General features: G+C 69.3%; 16 protein-coding genes. 10 read left to right on the forward strand and 6 right to left on the reverse strand.

Annotated features, from left to right (window positions below):
* Positions 1-197: 197 nt before the first annotated feature.
* From ACIBK1_RS35240 to ACIBK1_RS35265, 6 genes are all read left to right on the forward strand, one after another.
* On the forward strand, positions 198-794 hold the full coding sequence (locus ACIBK1_RS35240; protein WP_030511565.1) for a sulfite oxidase-like oxidoreductase: 597 nt from the start codon (positions 198-200) through the stop codon (positions 792-794).
* A gap of 34 nt (positions 795-828) precedes the next feature.
* Entirely contained in the window at positions 829-1,608 is a 780-nt protein-coding gene (locus ACIBK1_RS35245; protein ID WP_030511564.1) for an FAD-binding oxidoreductase, read from the forward strand.
* Positions 1,605-1,925 carry a DUF6510 family protein gene (locus ACIBK1_RS35250; protein ID WP_396740029.1) on the forward strand — a complete coding sequence of 107 codons (321 nt, stop codon included), beginning with the start codon at positions 1,605-1,607 and terminating at the stop codon, positions 1,923-1,925. Before ACIBK1_RS35245 ends, ACIBK1_RS35250 begins: the two co-directional genes overlap by 4 nt.
* Before the next feature lie 207 nt (positions 1,926-2,132).
* A complete protein-coding gene (locus tag ACIBK1_RS35255) occupies positions 2,133-2,438 on the forward strand; it encodes a DUF427 domain-containing protein (RefSeq protein ID WP_030511562.1) in 306 nt (101 codons plus the stop codon).
* A 243-nt stretch (positions 2,439-2,681) separates the two neighbouring features.
* On the forward strand, positions 2,682-2,993 hold the full coding sequence (locus ACIBK1_RS35260; RefSeq protein WP_396740030.1) for a hypothetical protein: 312 nt from the start codon (positions 2,682-2,684) through the stop codon (positions 2,991-2,993).
* A 134-nt stretch (positions 2,994-3,127) separates the two neighbouring features.
* On the forward strand, positions 3,128-3,349 hold the full coding sequence (locus ACIBK1_RS35265; RefSeq protein WP_396740031.1) for a GNAT family N-acetyltransferase: 222 nt from the start codon (positions 3,128-3,130) through the stop codon (positions 3,347-3,349).
* Positions 3,350-3,714: 365 nt separating this feature from the next.
* Here the strand turns inward: ACIBK1_RS35265 and ACIBK1_RS35270 are convergent, their stop codons facing one another.
* From ACIBK1_RS35270 to ACIBK1_RS35280, 3 genes are all read right to left on the reverse strand, one after another.
* Positions 3,715-4,341 carry a TetR/AcrR family transcriptional regulator gene (locus ACIBK1_RS35270; protein WP_030511559.1) on the reverse strand — a complete coding sequence of 209 codons (627 nt, stop codon included), beginning with the start codon at positions 4,339-4,341 and terminating at the stop codon, positions 3,715-3,717.
* The gene (locus ACIBK1_RS35275; protein ID WP_030511558.1) at positions 4,341-4,811 is read right to left on the reverse strand and encodes a hypothetical protein; all 471 of its coding nucleotides are present in this window, start codon (positions 4,809-4,811) and stop codon (positions 4,341-4,343) included. Before ACIBK1_RS35275 ends, ACIBK1_RS35270 begins: the two co-directional genes overlap by 1 nt.
* 131 nt (positions 4,812-4,942) lie before the next feature.
* Positions 4,943-5,530, reverse strand: coding sequence for a GNAT family N-acetyltransferase (locus tag ACIBK1_RS35280; protein ID WP_030511557.1), 588 nt, complete (start codon positions 5,528-5,530; stop codon positions 4,943-4,945).
* A 253-nt stretch (positions 5,531-5,783) separates the two neighbouring features.
* Here ACIBK1_RS35280 and ACIBK1_RS35285 point away from each other — a divergent pair, with 253 nt between their 5' ends.
* The 4 genes from ACIBK1_RS35285 (at position 5,784) to ACIBK1_RS35300 (ending at position 9,731) form a co-directional block, all read left to right on the forward strand.
* Positions 5,784-6,131, forward strand: coding sequence for a TraR/DksA C4-type zinc finger protein (locus tag ACIBK1_RS35285; RefSeq protein ID WP_363422226.1), 348 nt, complete (start codon positions 5,784-5,786; stop codon positions 6,129-6,131).
* Positions 6,132-6,225: 94 nt separating this feature from the next.
* Positions 6,226-7,506: an MFS transporter gene (locus tag ACIBK1_RS35290; protein WP_396740032.1), complete on the forward strand. Its 1,281-nt coding sequence runs from the start codon at positions 6,226-6,228 to the stop codon at positions 7,504-7,506.
* On the forward strand, positions 7,466-9,340 hold the full coding sequence (nhaA, locus tag ACIBK1_RS35295; protein WP_396740033.1) for a Na+/H+ antiporter NhaA: 1,875 nt from the start codon (positions 7,466-7,468) through the stop codon (positions 9,338-9,340). The genes ACIBK1_RS35290 and nhaA overlap by 41 nt, the downstream gene beginning before the upstream one ends.
* Before the next feature lie 19 nt (positions 9,341-9,359).
* Complete coding sequence (locus ACIBK1_RS35300) at positions 9,360-9,731, forward strand: GNAT family N-acetyltransferase (RefSeq protein ID WP_051762542.1); 372 nt, start codon at positions 9,360-9,362, stop codon at positions 9,729-9,731.
* 29 nt (positions 9,732-9,760) lie between these two features.
* On the opposite strand, the gene ACIBK1_RS35305 is transcribed toward ACIBK1_RS35300, so the two are convergent.
* The 3 genes from ACIBK1_RS35305 to ACIBK1_RS35315 all read right to left on the reverse strand — a co-directional run bounded on the left by ACIBK1_RS35305 (position 9,761) and on the right by ACIBK1_RS35315 (position 14,768).
* The gene (locus ACIBK1_RS35305; protein WP_030511553.1) at positions 9,761-10,384 is read right to left on the reverse strand and encodes a sigma-70 family RNA polymerase sigma factor; all 624 of its coding nucleotides are present in this window, start codon (positions 10,382-10,384) and stop codon (positions 9,761-9,763) included.
* Between the two features lie 253 nt (positions 10,385-10,637).
* Positions 10,638-11,555, reverse strand: a complete 918-nt coding sequence (locus ACIBK1_RS35310; protein ID WP_030511552.1) for an NADP-dependent oxidoreductase — start codon at positions 11,553-11,555, stop codon at positions 10,638-10,640.
* Positions 11,556-11,873: 318 nt separating this feature from the next.
* A complete protein-coding gene (locus ACIBK1_RS35315; RefSeq protein ID WP_396740034.1) occupies positions 11,874-14,768 on the reverse strand; it encodes a helix-turn-helix transcriptional regulator in 2,895 nt (964 codons plus the stop codon).
* Positions 14,769-14,780: the final 12 nt, after the last annotated feature.

Raw genomic sequence — 14,780 nt, forward strand, 5'->3', positions numbered from 1 at the left:
GACGGCCCCTCTTGCGGGTGATCGGGGCGATTGGACTGGGGATTCGGTCGGTGTGCGACGGACCGCGAGCGCTTTGACACCGATTACAGCGGAACCCTAAGTTGGACGAAAAGGTCCACTGTAAGGTCGCTTCCGCCATCGACCCGACCGTGGGACGCCCACCACTAGAGACCGTTGGGTCTGGAAGAGAGCGCAGGGTGACAATCTCACGTGGCTTCTTCGGCCAACACGACCCGCGTGCCGCCGATCTGCCGCCCGGCCAGCATCTGACCCACGGATTCCCCGTGCTGACGGCCGGGCCGACGCAGCTGATCTCGACGGATAAATGGAGCTTCACAATCACGCCCGAGAGCGGCAAGCCGAGGCGGTGGAGCTGGGGCGAGATGATGGCCTTGCCCTCTGAGGAGATCAACGTCGATATCCACTGCGTGACCCGGTGGACGAAACTCGGGACCCGCTGGCGGGGCGTCGCGCTCGACACCTTCTTCGAGGACATCGAGACCTACGACGAATACGCGATGGTGCATTCGTACGGGGGTTACACCACGAACCTCCCGTTGGAGGACCTGGTCGGCGGCAAGGCCTGGATCGCGTACGAGTACGAGGGAGAGCCGCTTCCCGCCGAGCACGGTGGTCCGGCCAGGCTGCTGGTGCCCCATCTCTACTTCTGGAAATCCGCGAAATGGGTGAACGGCATCACGATGCAGCGCTTCGACGAGCCGGGATTCTGGGAGAGCTTCGGCTATCACAACTACGGGGACCCGTGGCGCGAGGAGCGGCACGCCGGTGACTGACACGAACACGACCGAGGGCCCGGCCGGAAGCTCCGTGAAAGCGACTCCGCCGGCCAGGAATCACTGGCGCAAGGCGACGCTCATCGGTGTGCGCTCGCAGTCCCAGCATTCCCGGACACTTGTTCTACGCGTCCCCGGCTGGACCGGACATCTGCCCGGTCAGCACGTGGACCTACGTCTCACAGCCGAGGACGGCTACTCGGCCCAACGGAGTTACTCGCTGGCTGAGCCCGCCACGCCCGGCCGCGTCGCGGTCACCGTCGACCTCCTTCCCCACGGCGAGGTCTCGCCGTACCTGGTGGAGATCATGCAGATCGGTGACGAGCTCGACGTGCGCGGGCCCATCGGCGGGTGGTTCGTCTGGGAGCCGGGGGACCCGTCCATCGGGGACGGCCCGGTCCTCCTGATCGCCGGCGGATCAGGGGTGGTGCCGCTGGTCACCATGCTGCGCGCCCGGAAACGGGCGGGGGACTCGACGCCGACGACGCTCGTGTATTCGCTTCGCGGCCCTCGCGACCTCATGTACGGGCTTGAGCTGGAAGAGATGTCGGCCGATCTGTCCGCGCCGGGGTCTGCCGAAGTGCGTCTCGTCTACACGCGCAAGGTTCCCGACGGGCATCCCCGTGCCGCCTCACACCTCGCGGCCGGGGACATCCGACCGTCGTCCTCGTGGCCGGAGCCTTCGGCGGCCCGGGTCTACGTGTGCGGCCCCTCTGGCTTCGTCGACCACGCCACACGCCTGCTCCGCGAGGCGGGATACCCCGACGATCGCATACGCACAGAACGATTCGGACCGACAGGAGTGGATCGATGACCTGGGATCTCCCGACCGCGCCCGCGCCCGACGGTGGCGCCGGGTCAGGCACGGTATTGGACGGCAACGCGGCGGCCGGCGAGTTCGCCGGGATCCTCGCAGGCGACCCGACCACCGTCACCGTCCGCTGCGGTAGCTGCGGCGTCGCCCAAGCGTTCGGACAGCTGCAGGCCTACATGGGCGGACCCGGAACCGTGCTGCGCTGTCGCGAGTGCGAGGCGATGGTCGCCCGAGTGGCCCGGACACCACAGGGCGTGTGGCTCGACATGTCGGGTTCCAGCTCGTGGTTGTTTCTGCCGGCCCCGGGTCGCGCCTGACGGCGACCGCCGGCAGCCGGCGCGCTCATCCGTCCGGCCGTGTGTTCTCAAGACACGGGTAAGAAGGAGAGCCCTTCCCGTCACCAACGTCTAGGTGAACGTGCAAGCCGACTTCGACTCGAAGAGTCCGTCGAGGGAAGCGGGGTTCTGGTGCCCGCATCGCGAGGACGATTGTGGCCGGCCGGAGGATCGATGGAGGGAAACGGAATGAAGGCAGTGGTAGGGGAGACGGTCGTGGCCGAGGCCGCGAACGAGGCGGTAGTGAGGATAGAGGGGAATGTCTACTTCCCGCCGGACTCGGTCGTGGCCGGCGTGCTCCGCGACAGCCCAACGCCCTACACCTGCCCCTGGAAGGGGAGGGCGCAGTATCACGACGTCCTGGCCGGCGAGACGGTGCTCAGGGACGGGGCTTGGTCCTATCCGGACATCAAGGAGTCGGCGGCGGCCCGTGTCGGCCGCGACTTCAGCGGCTACGTCGCTTTCGACGGCCGCCAGGTTCAGATTGAGACCTGACCGATCACGCCGGTGCCGAGCACGCTGCAGCCTCAACCCCTGCTGATCCGCTCTTCACATCAGAGCCACCCATCCCGGCCTCTGCCTCGAGTCGTGCCGTCGGCTGCCGCGGTCGTCTCCTCCCGTACGGCCCAGCCGATACGAGTGGGGACGCGCTACCGCATCGACGAGATGGGGGAGTGCTTTCCGTTTCCTCGACACTCCGGTTAGGCGTCCGAGGCATGGATCAACCAAGGTGGATGCGTGGATGACAACGCGCAGAACGGATCCGGTGATCAGCGCAGTGATCACTGGGCTCGACTGGACGCCTTTCTCCAGACCGATCCACGCGACGCCGGCTGCGACGAGGCCATGGAGATCCTGGACGTCTACGGGGAGCTGCTGGCTGCGGGAGACGACCCGAGCGAGCGGTTCCCGGGCGTTCATGCGCACTTGTTGGCCTGCGGTCCATGCGCCCAGGACTTGGAGGGCCTGCTATTGGCGCTCACAGGCTCAGCCTCTTCTCGGCATGGCCCGCCGCAGCACGCCGGCGAGGATTCTTATATTGGACCCTAAGGTCCAATCAAGGCGTACGGCTGCTTTGGAGCATGGGGTTGAAGTACCTTAGATTGGACTGGATAGTCCGAAGGCGCCCATGCGGGCGCCGGCCAGACCCACCGACTTGAGACGAACGAGGCGAGCAAGAGAGCATGGAGCGATCACCGGCCACCGTCGAGGTGCGCAAGGATGAGACCACCCGCCTTTACGAGGCACTGATCGATGGCCAGGTCGTCGGCACTCTGGCTTACGAGACCACCGGCGGACGGGTCTCGCTCACGCACTCCTTCGTGGACCAGGACCAACGGCATCGAGGCGTCGCTTCGGCGCTGGCGCGCTACGCGCTTGAAGATCTGAGCCAGAGTCACACCTAGGCCGGTATCTACTGCGGGTTTGTCGCCGACTACGTCGAAGACCATCCCGAATGGAAGGATGCCATCGACGTCCACCGCTCGGCTTTCATCGCCACTCGCACCGCGCGAGACACGAACGGCGGGCGCTGACGCTGCGTCCACGGGTGTGGTGTGAGAGTTTGCGCTGGTAGAGGCGTGGCGTCGTGAGCTGAGGACGGCCATCGCCTGATCCTTCGCGATGGCGAAATCCAGATCGCGGGGGATCGAAGGCGATGGCCGTGCACGACAGCGTGGATTCCGCCGCGTGGTGGCGGAGCAGATCCGGGCGCCCCGCGACTTCGATTCGTTCCGAAGCCGTGTCGTTCCGAAGCCGTCGGGCGATGAGCTCAGCGTTTGGACAGGCTCTCGATGTGTGCAAGCACCATGTCGATCGCTGTCGCCATGGGTGTGACATCGCGCGCCGTCTGGGCAAGCATGTACCCGCCCTGGAGGGCGGCCATGAGCCCGGTCGCGAGCTGGTCCACCGACGCGTCGGGCGGAAGCACGCCATCGTCTTGAAGCCGTCGCAACACGCCTGCCAGGAGCCCCTGCCATTCGGCGAACAGCCGAGACAGGGCTTCACGTGCGAGAGCGTCGTGATCGGAGACCTCGGAGGCCAGCGAGCCGAGCGCGCAGCCGTAGGCGCCATGCCGGAGGGCGTTGTTCTGGACCAACACGTCCCGCCAGCGTCGCAGGCCCCGGATCGTCGAGACGTGACCGAGGGCCTCGCGCTCGCGCTCGATGACGCGTTCCCCGACGTTGTCGATAACGGCCCGTACGAGCGCGTCCTTGCCGTCGAAGTGGTGGTACAACTGCGACTTGCTGACTCCGCTCGCCGCCAGCACGTCATCAAGCGTGGTGGCCCCGACTCCTTTTACGTACATCAGGTCGGTTGCCGCAGCGACGATCCTCGCCCGCGTCTTTGCGCCGCGCGCCGTCAGGCGTCTGCCATTACGCGGGTCGGCGGTCGTCATCACGTGTTCATGTTACCGATCGGACTACTCGTCCCCGTCCTTGCGGGGCTGTTGTCCTCCGTTGCCGTGAAAGGCGCGAGCGCGAGGTCGAGCGCGGCGTTGAGTGGCCAAGGGTCTTTTGTGATCTGACTCAGGGTGCTGCCTCCATGCAGCGTCGCAAGAATCAGCAGCGCGGTCTTCTGGGCGTCGACATCGGTCCTCCGGGTCTGACCTGAGGAATGTGTGTCGCCCGTCGTGCCGGACCGCAGCAACCGGTCCACCGTCTCGGCGAGGAGCTCGCGCCACCGATCGAGGAAGTCGGCTCGCCCGGGGACGTCCCCTGTCTGTCTCAGTGCGAACACGTACGGCGACAGTGGGGTCATGAGCTCCTCGACGACCCGGCGGCGCCAGTCGGCCAGCTTCGCCCCGTCGGTGACTCCAGCCAGGCATGCGCTCTCGCGGGCCAGCACTTCTGCGAAGTGCGTGCTCATCGATCCCTCCCGGCCAGTCGAGACGACCTATCTATCCTGCCACGATATAGGACTATTTAGTCCACTTTACTGTGGCACCACAGGACGGGGTGCGGCCGTCCCGCGGGAGAACGGCAGGGGACGAACCGAGATCAGCGTTCGACGGGGCCCGGCCGGAGTACGGAGCTGTCCAAGTCGCCCTTCCGCAGCCGAAAGATCTGAAGCCGCAGGTCGTAGTACTTGTCCGTCTCTCCGACCCACTCCATCCCGATGCGGCGGGCGGCGCGTCCGCCGCGCTCGTTCTTGGGCCGTAGGACGGCGAAGATCTCCTCCTCGCCGTTGCTGAACGCGTAGTGGGCCAGGGCGTGACCCGCCTCGACCGCCAGCCCTCGCCCCCACGCCCACGGGGCGAGCTGGTAACCCAGCTCCAGGTCGTCGCCCTCCGGCGGCAGCGGAAGAATCTGACCCGAGCCTGCGACGCGCCCGCTCTCGGTCTCTTCGATCACCCACCGGCCACTCGGGCGCCCCTGGGGTCGCGAAGGTGCGGCGATCCATTTGGTGATCACGGCGCGCATCTGTTCAAGGTCGATGACGTGATCCATCGCCGGGGCCAGCCATCGGGAGACCTCCGAGCTGCCGTAGATGTCGAGCGCGGCGGCCGCGTCATCGTGATGCCACGGACGCAGCCGCAACCGCGGAGTGCTGATGGTCGAACCGGCGATAGTGACCTCGTGAGCCAACGCTGCTCCTCGATGCGGGAAAGGGGCGCGCCGGAAGGCGCGCTCGGCGGCTGACAACGCTACGCCGTACTGGACGAAGTCGTCCATCTGGGCTCGCATCGGGCGACGTCGCAGCGAGCCGGAGACAGCAGACGAAAGAGATGCGGCCTTCAGGACACTAACTCGGAAGACCGCCAGGGGCGGACGTGACCTGGCCCGGCCGAAGTCCCGCCACCGACGCTGATCACCGATCGGCACCAGCAGGGAGTCGCACATGGATCCAGCCCGCGCACATCAGTTGATCGAGGGTGAACGTGAACGCATCAAGGAACTTCTCATGTACGCGGCCGCTGCCCGGGCGGCCGACCTGGAGGCGGCCGCTGATGCGAGGACCTCGGTCTTCGATTCGGCGAACCCGCTCGCCCAAGAGCTTCTCGACGATGCTGTAGCCGAGCAGCTCAACCTGCGGCTGGCTGCGCTCGATCGGGCCGGCGAACGCCTGCGGGCCGGCACCTACGGAGTTTCGTTGCGCAGCGGACGGCCGATCCCCGATGAGCGGCTTGAGGCGGACCCTGCGGCGGAGCTTCTCGTCGATGAGGTCGAGCAGGACGCGCGGTCCTGACTCGCCGACACCTTCACGGTGGGCGGCCACGTCGGCGTGCGCGATGCGAAGTCTCCGGAAACGGTGGTCCAGAACAACAGAAAGGCACGGCCCGATGCAGAAGGTGACGCCGGCGCTCGACCAGGCTCGCCGGGGCAGAACGATCCGGCTGGCATTCCTGGCTGCGGTGGTATCCCTGGTGGCCGCGTTCGCGGCGGTGGGGTCGACGATCCCGCTTTTCAATATCTATCGGGCGGAGAACGGGTTCACCAACGCCGGTATCTCGATGACGGTCGTCGCCTACTCCGCCGCCACTCTTGCCACACTGTTGGTGATGGGACGGCTGTCGAATCATCTGGGCCGCCGGCCCATCTCCATCGCGAGCCTCGGCCTCCTCGTGCTGGGCTGTCTGCTGCTGCTGAACGTGCACGACATCGGCGTCCTGATCGCCGGTCGGCTCCTGATGGGCCTCGGCGCCGGGCTGGCCAGCAGCAGCCTCACCTCCTACATCGTCGATGCCGCACCGGCCAGGCCGGCCTGGCTGGCCTCCGTCGCCTCCAGCCAGACAGTCATGCTGGGCCTCGCCGTGGGCGCCATCGCGTCCGGAACGCTGGTCCAGTTCGGCCCCTGGCCACGACAGCTCATCTACCTGGTCGCCGCCGGCCTTCTTCTCCTGTCCGCCGCACTCGTCGCCGTCAGCCCGGAGACGGCGCCTCCGTCGCCCGGCGCCTGGTCATCACTGCGTCCCAAGGTCCGCGTACCGGCCCGGGTCAGGCATCTGCTCCCCGTAGCGGTGGCGGTGTTCCTGGCCACCTGGGCGACCGGGGCCTTCTACCAGGCCTTCGTGCCGGCACTCGTCGAAGATCAACTCCACACGCGCAGCCCGCTCGTCATCGGGCTGGTGTTCGCCGCCTACATGGGCCCCAGCGCTCTCGGTGCTCCCCTCGGCGGCCGGTTCACCTCCGCGGCCGCCCAACGCCTCGGCGTGATCATCTTCCTGGCCGGATGGATCGGCGTCATCACAGCGATCGCCACCGGCACCCTGGTGCTGTTCATCGCCGCAACCGTCGTCGCGGGCGCCAGCCAAGGCATCGCCATCAGCGCCGCCACCCGCGGCCTGCTGTACGGCAGCGCCCTGGCCGACCGGGCACCGATCTTCAGCGTGATCTACCTGCTCTGCTACAGCGGCGCTGCTGTCCCCGCCCTGGTCTCCGGCCGACTCTCCACGACCTTCTCACTGCCTCAGATCGCCCTCGGATACGGCGCGCTCGCCCTCGTCGCCACCGTGTTCACCGTCATCGCCGCACGCAACCCGCACCCCGACACGAGCGGGAACAGCCGGCACGGGAGTCATCATGACGAACCCCACCGTCATCCAGACCTCACTCGACCCTGAGGAGGGCGCCGCCGGCGCCGGTCGACGCCCGTCGATCGCCGCGCGGATCGGCGCAATGGGCCAGAACCGGATCGGCGCCCTGCTCCTCCTCGGTACGACGCTTGCGGCGATCATCTGGGCCAACGTGTCCCTGGCGTCGTATCAGACGTTCTGGCAGACCCATCTGATGGTCGGCATCGGCGACCTGCATCTGGACTTCACGCTTCACGCACTCGTGAACGACGCGCTGATGGCGGTCTTCTTCTTCACGGTCGGGCTCGAAGTGCGCCGGGAGTTCGCGATCGGCGAGCTGACGAGCTGGTCCCGTGCCCTGGTGCCCGTCGCCGCCGCCATCGCGGGTCTGGTGGTGCCCGCACTCCTTTTCGTCCTCATCGCGAGAGGCTCCGGAAACGAGCAGGCGTGGGGAGCCGTGATCTCGAGCGACACGGCCTTCCTCGTGGGCGCCCTGGCCCTGATCGGCCCCCGCGTCCCCGGACGCCTGCGCGTGTTCCTCCTGGCACTCGCGGTCGTCGACGACATCGGTGCGCTCAGCATCATCGCCCTGGTCTACACCGAGCACTTCACCCCGCTGCCGCTCCTCGTCGCCGCCGCCGGGCTCGCCGGGGTGTATTTCACGCGCTATCTCCCTAGCGGCCGCGGGCCGGTGTACGCGTCTCTCGCGATCGTGGTGTGGCTGGCCTTCCTCGCTTCGGGCGTGCACCCGACCCTCGCGGGCGTCGCGATCGCACTGCTCGTCCCCGTGTACCGCCCCAACCGCAGCGACGTCGAGCGCGCGCTGGAACTCGCGCGCACCTTCCGCCAGTCGCCCAACACCGAGTACGCCCGCGCCGCCGCGAACAGCCTGCGCGAATCGATTTCGATCAACGAGCGACTCCAGTCGGCCTACGCCCCGTACGTGGCGTACGTCATCCTTCCGCTGTTCGCCCTCGCCAACGCGGGTGTGGTGCTGAACCCCGAGGTTCTCGCCGGCGCTGCCGGTTCCACCCTGACGTGGGGCGTCGTCGTGGGCCTCGTCGTCGGCAAGCTCCTCGGCGTCTTCGGGTCGAGCGCGCTCCTCCGACGCCTGAAGATCGGCGAACTCGGAGCGGGACTCACCCTCGATCGCGTCCTCGGCGGCGCCGCGGTGTGCGGGATCGGATTCACCATCTCGCTGTTCATCGTGGACCTCGCGATCGATGACGAGCTCGCGCAGAACGAGGCGCGGGTGGGTGTGCTCGCGGCGTCGGTCATCGCCTTCGTGCTCGCGACGATCATCTTCCGGATCTCGGACGCCGTGCGCCCCGACGACGACTCCGGTCAGACGCTCGCGCGCCCGGTCGACCCCGCACGCGACCACGTGCTCGGGAACCCGTACGCTCCCTACACGATCGTCGAGTATGGAGACTTCCAGTGCGGCTTCTGCCTCAAGGCGTCCGGCTCGATCCTGGAGGTGCGCGACGTACTCGGAGACCGGCTCCGCTACGTTTGGCGCCACGCCCCGCTCGTGCAGATCCACCCCAACGCCCTCGCGGCCGCGGAGGCGACGGAGGCGGCGGCGGCGCAGGGCGGATTCTTCGACTTCGCGCGCGCGCTCTTCGACGATCAGGACAACCAGCGGCCGTCCGACATCATCCGGATCGCGGACGATCTGGGCCTGGACCTCGAGCGGTTCGAGAAGGACCTCATCTCGGCCGAGGTCACCGGCCGGGTGCGCGACGACATGCTCGACGCCGAGGCCATGAACATCACGGCCGTCCCCACGCTCTTCATCAACGGCCGCAGGCACACCGGCCCGTACGACGCGCGATCGCTGCTGCGAGCGCTGACGAACGTGACCGACACACCCGTCGTTTGAACACTGGAGGAATGAGTCGATGAGCGGCGAGGAACAGGCGCCGGCGACCGAGGAGCTGTCCGAAAACGCCGACCGCGGCCGCTTCGAGCTCCATCGCGACGGCGACCTGGTCGGGTGGCTCTACTACACCCACCTGAAGCCCAACCGTTACGCCCTAGTGCACACCGAGGTGGAGCCGAATCATCAGCACCAGGGCGTGGCGGGCGCGATGGTGCGGCGCGTGCTCGACGAGATCCGCGCCCGCGAGGGCACGATCACCGTGATCTGCCCCTTCGTCGCCGACTACCTTTCGCGAACTACCGCCTACGCCGATCTGATCGACGCCCGGCACCCTGGCTACTCTGATCGTGCGTCTGCCGAGGCGGCGGCGCGCGCGAGGCCCGGTGGCTGAGACCGCCAGGTCGTGTATCGGAGCGGGCCTCAGGTGCCTCGGGCGAGGTAGCCACTCGCCACCAGCGCCGCCCGGAGCTTCTTGCGGGCGTCGAAGAGCACCTTGTACAGCGCGTTGTGGGTCGAGCCCAGCTCGTCGGCCAGAACATCCATCGGCATGCCGTTGAGGACCGTCGCGACGAACACGATGCGCTGTCGCTCCGACAGGTTCTCTTCGACCGCGGCCGAGACCGCCGCCGCGAACTCCCGGACCTGCGCCTCGTCGTCGGGACCCACGTCGAACCGCGATGCGATCTTGGACCAATCCTCTCGATCGTAGGGGACATCCTGGCGACGCCAGAAGTGACGGTTCATCTTGGTGGCCACATTGAAGATCACGAACTTGCTCGCCCACGTGGTGAACCGTGCCTCACCCCGGAATCTGTCCAAACGCTCGGTGACGGCCATCAACGCGTCGGCGGCGGCCTGTCGAGCGATGTCATCGAGCTCCGGGCCGTCCAGCTCCAGGATCGGCGCACGCCGGCGTGCCTCGGTGATCGCGATGCGAAGCAGCAACGGATACAGCTCCCGGGACGCCGCCTCTCTGGCGGGGCCGGCGGCGGCGAGATCGCGCACCCATCGGCGGTTCTCTCGATCAGTCTCTGGGTCGCCCACTGCCTCCTCTTTCGCCAGAGCAGCACAACGCCGCGCACGCACTGATCAAGTCGCTCCGGCGCGGCACCTGAGCAATCATAAAGTGGACGATTTAGTCCAGAATCGCCATCCGGTGACAGCCGGCCGTGGTTACGCCGGGTGCACGCCGGATGGCGGACCGGTCCGATCGCCTGTCCCCGTACGAGCCGGCGAATCCGGCCGCGTGGCTGACCGTGATCCACCGGGGGGAAGGGTTTCTCGCCGTCCCCGAGCCTCACGGACGGACGCTGATGACCGTCTTCCCCTTGCGTCGCTCGGTCGGGTTGAGGGCGGCGACGGCGTCGTCGAGGGTCGCGACGGCGCCGATGTTCGTCCGCAGCCGTCCGTCCCGCACCCGCTGCACGATCTCACCCAGCTGGGCGCGATCGGCCTCGACGACGAAGTCGATCGCCAAGCCGTCCGCGGGCCGCGCCTCCGGCGGTCCGACGACGGACACCAGCGTTCCTCCGGCTCGGATCATGGCCGCGGACCGCCTCTGGACGTCGCCGCCGATGAGGTCGATAACCAGGTCGACTCCGCCGACGTCTTCCAGTGCGTCGTTGTCGAGGTCGACGAACTCCTGCGCGCCGTAGTCGAGCGTCTTCTGTCGGTCGGCGGCGCGCCCGGTGCCGATGACGTACGCGCCGAACTCCTTCGCGAGCTGCGTCACCAACGACCCGACCGCGCCGGCCGCGCCGTGCACGAGCACGCTCTGCCCGGCCTTCAGGCGGCCGTGGTCGAACAGCCCCTGCCACGCGGTCAGCCCTGAGATCGGCAGGCTCGCGCCCACCGTAAAGTCGACGTCGCCGGGGAGCGGTGCGAGGTTGCGTGCCTCGACGGCCACGTACTCCGCCAGGGTGCCGTCGCGATGCCAGTCCGTGAGACCGAAGACCCGTTGCCCCACCGACAGCCCCGTCGTGCCGTAACCGAGGGCGGTGACCACTCCGGCCATCTCGTGGCCGGGGATCGACGGTGTCCGGTCGAGGCCGCGGCGATCGGTCCAGGTCGAGGGCCACTCCATCTCGGTCGGGACGAATCCCGACGCATGAACCTCGACGATGACGTCGTTGATGGCCGCCGGCGGCTCGGGCCGCTCCACCAGCCTCATCCCGGCCAGTCCCGCGGCCTGGTCGGTCGCCACGATCGCTTTCATGAGAATCGTCTCCTCGGTCATGTGTCGTCTTTGCGGAGATGCCGCAGGGATGGAAGCCCGCTCGACATCTGGGCGCCAGGGGCCATGGGAGGCGGCCGGTCGATCTGGACACCGCCGTCCGGCCGCGTGCATCGATGGGCGCGCGTCACTCAGGGACGTACGCCGCTGATCGTCTTCATTGCTTGATCGTCACAGATGGTTGTTGTCATGGAGCCGCCTGGACCCCAGCATACTGGACGCAATAGTCCAAGCTACTCGGTGCGGCGGCTGCTCGCGGAGATGTGCGGCCAGCTTGACCTACCCCTCGTACCGAGGTGACTAAGCCTCCGCCGAGCCGGTCGGCTCGGCCGGGAGCGCCGCCCGCCCCCGCAACTCCTTGCGCGACAGCAGCCCGAGCTTGCGCAGCGCGCTGGAGACGTGGCTCTCCACGGTGCGCCTGGACAGGAACAGCTCGGTGGCGATCTCCTGGTTCGTCTTCCCCCGCGCGGCCAGCAGCACCACCTCGCGCTCCCGGGACGACAACGTCTGCCCATGGGACGGCCGCCCACCGCGCCACGGATAGGGAATGGGCACCCCGTTCTGCCGCATCAGCCGGCAGACCCGCGCGATGTCCCGGTCCGCGCCCATCTCGCCGTACAGGCGCAGCGCGCCCTCCAGCAGCCGCCCGCCGTCGGCCGCCCCGCGCTCGCAGCGCCACCGGCCCAGGCGCTCGGCGGCGAGCGCTTCCTCGTAGCGCAGCCCGGCCTCACGCAGGGTGGTATGCGCCGCGTCCAGCAGCCGGTCGGCCTCCGGCGGATCCAGGGACCGTGCCAGGACGGCCCGCGCGCTCAGCAGCGCCGCCTGTGCGATCGGCGCGTCGGCGCCCGAGATCCCCACACCCAGCTCGTCCACCAGCCCGGCCGCCTGGTCTGCTTCGCCGAGCGCGTCCAGGGCGTTCACCAGGCACAGCACGCTCTCCGCCCCCCACACCCAGTTCCCCTTGCTCCGTACGTGGGCCAGCGCGGCGGTGGCGTGCTCGACCGCTCCGGCGGCGTCGTCCAAGGTCAGCAGCAGCCGGGACAACGTCACCCGGGCGGGGATGAGCGGCCAGACGGCCCCGACCCGCTCCGCCACCGCGATCACGTCACCCAGCCGGGCGGTCGCGTCCTCGGCCGGGCCGGTCGCGGCGAGAAGCGTGGCGTGCAGCAGCCGCCGGTCCAGGGACGCGGCCCCCACCTTGGCCCCTTGGCCCGCCAACCGGGAGGCGCGCTCCTCCAGGCCCGCCCACCGCCCGGCGGCCAGGTCGACGGCGGCCGTCACCAGCTCGGTGATCTCCGCCAGCCGGAGATACTCGGCCTGGTCGGCCACCTGGCGTCCCTCGGCGAGCAGGGCCTCGGCCAACTCCAGCCGGCCCACGTGCAGGGCGCCCTGCGCCCAGTTGAGGCAGGCGCGCGCGTGCTCCCGCGGCGCGGCCCTGAGCTCGTCGTCGTGCAGCAGCCCGGCGATCAGCCGCGTGCTGGCGGGGTCGCCTTGCTCCAGCAGGAGTGAGGCCCTGGCGATGCGCACCGCGACGCGCACGTCGCGTTCGCCGCTGCGGCGGGCCGCCTTCTCGGCCTGGTCGCAGCGTGCGGCGTGCTCGCTGACGTGCCGGTCCACGACGGTCTCCGGCGCGGCGAGCACCGCCAGCGCCCGTCCCAGGAGCGCGGGCCGCTCGGCGAGGTCCTCCAGAGCGCCCTCGATCTGGAGGTGGCCGGCCCGCGTCTCGCCCTGCTGCCGCAGCAGGCGGCCGAGCGCGAAACGCAGCTCGCCGCGCAGGGGAGCGGGGAGGGGCTCGGTGGCCAGCAGGCGTTCGAGCACCGGCAGGGCCTCCGCATGCGCCAGCCCGTCCACCGCCGCCCGGCCGAGCTTGACGGCCAGCCGCACGCGTACCTCACGGGACAACTCGCCGATCTCCAGCGCCTGGAGCAGGAACCGTGCCGCGGTGGCGTCGTCACCGTGGGAGGAGGCGGTGTCCGCGGCGGCCTCCGCGTTGGCCACGAACTCGGCCGCGCGCCCCGCGTGCCGGTAGTGGTGGGCGAGCCGGGCCACCGGCTTGGGCCCGGCGCCGGACGCAGCGCCGGTTTCGAGTGCCTGCGCGGTCTGGAGATGAAGCCATCGGCGGCCGGACACGGGGACGGACTCGTACACGATCTGCCGCGCCAGCGCGTGGCGGAAGCGGCACCGGCCGCCCTCCTCGTGCAGCAGCCCCACCGCCTGGGCCTGCGCCAGCGCCCTGGCGACGGCCGGCGGCCCGCTGCCCGCGACCTCCGCGAGCACGCGCTCGTCCGGCGTCATGCCGACGACGGCGGCGGCCCCGAGGATCTCCCGCGCCGGGTCGTCGAGCGCGGACAGCCGCTGCAGGACGACGTCGCGCAGCACGGTCGGCACGGCGAGGTCGGCCAGGACGTCGGGGCGGCCGGGGATCTGGCCCGCGGGCAGCCGTTCCAGCAGCGTGCGCAGCACCTCCTCCACGATGAAAGGGATGCCGCCGGTCTTCTCGTAGAGGGGTTCGGCGAACGCCGGAGGAAGATCGGTTCTGACGATGCTCCGCGCGAGCTCCTCGACCTCGGGCAGGGTGAGCGGGGCCAGGCTGATCGTGCGGGCCGGTCCCGACGGCGCCCGGGCGAGGGCTTCGCGGATCGGCAGTAAGCCCGACCCGGTGCGTACGGTGAGGATCACCGTCAGGCCGGGTGGCATGTGAGCGGCCAGGAACGCGAGGAAGTCGTGCGTGCCGCCGTCGGCCCAGTGCACATCTTCCAGGACGAGCGCCAGCGGGCTGAGGTGGTCGAGCAGCGCGACGGCGGCGCGGAACACCCGGTGCCGCTCGGCCCGCTGGTCGGGCAGAGGCGGTAGCGGCGGCGGCAGGAGCTCGGCGATCTCGGGCAGCAGCGGCGCCAGCGCCCCGACGACGGGGTTGGGCGGTCGCGACCGGGCCAGCTCGGCCCCCGCCCGGCGGAACGCGTCGAGCAGCGGCGACAACGGCAGCGGTTCCTGGAGTTGTTCGCATTGGCCCACGAGCCGGCGGGTCGCGGCCAGGTCGGGTGCCGCGAAGAGTTCGGCGACCAGGCGGCTCTTGCCGATGCCCGCCTCGCCCTCGACCAGGGCGAGCGAGGGCCGTGCGTCGATGACCCCGCGCAGAAGGGCCAGCTCGGCGTGCCGGCCGACGAGCGTGTCGGACAGGGCGCCCGACGGCATGCGGCCACCCCC

Source organism: Microbispora rosea (genome assembly GCF_044460045.1).
Classification (GTDB): Bacteria; Actinomycetota; Actinomycetes; order Streptosporangiales; family Streptosporangiaceae; genus Microbispora; species Microbispora rosea.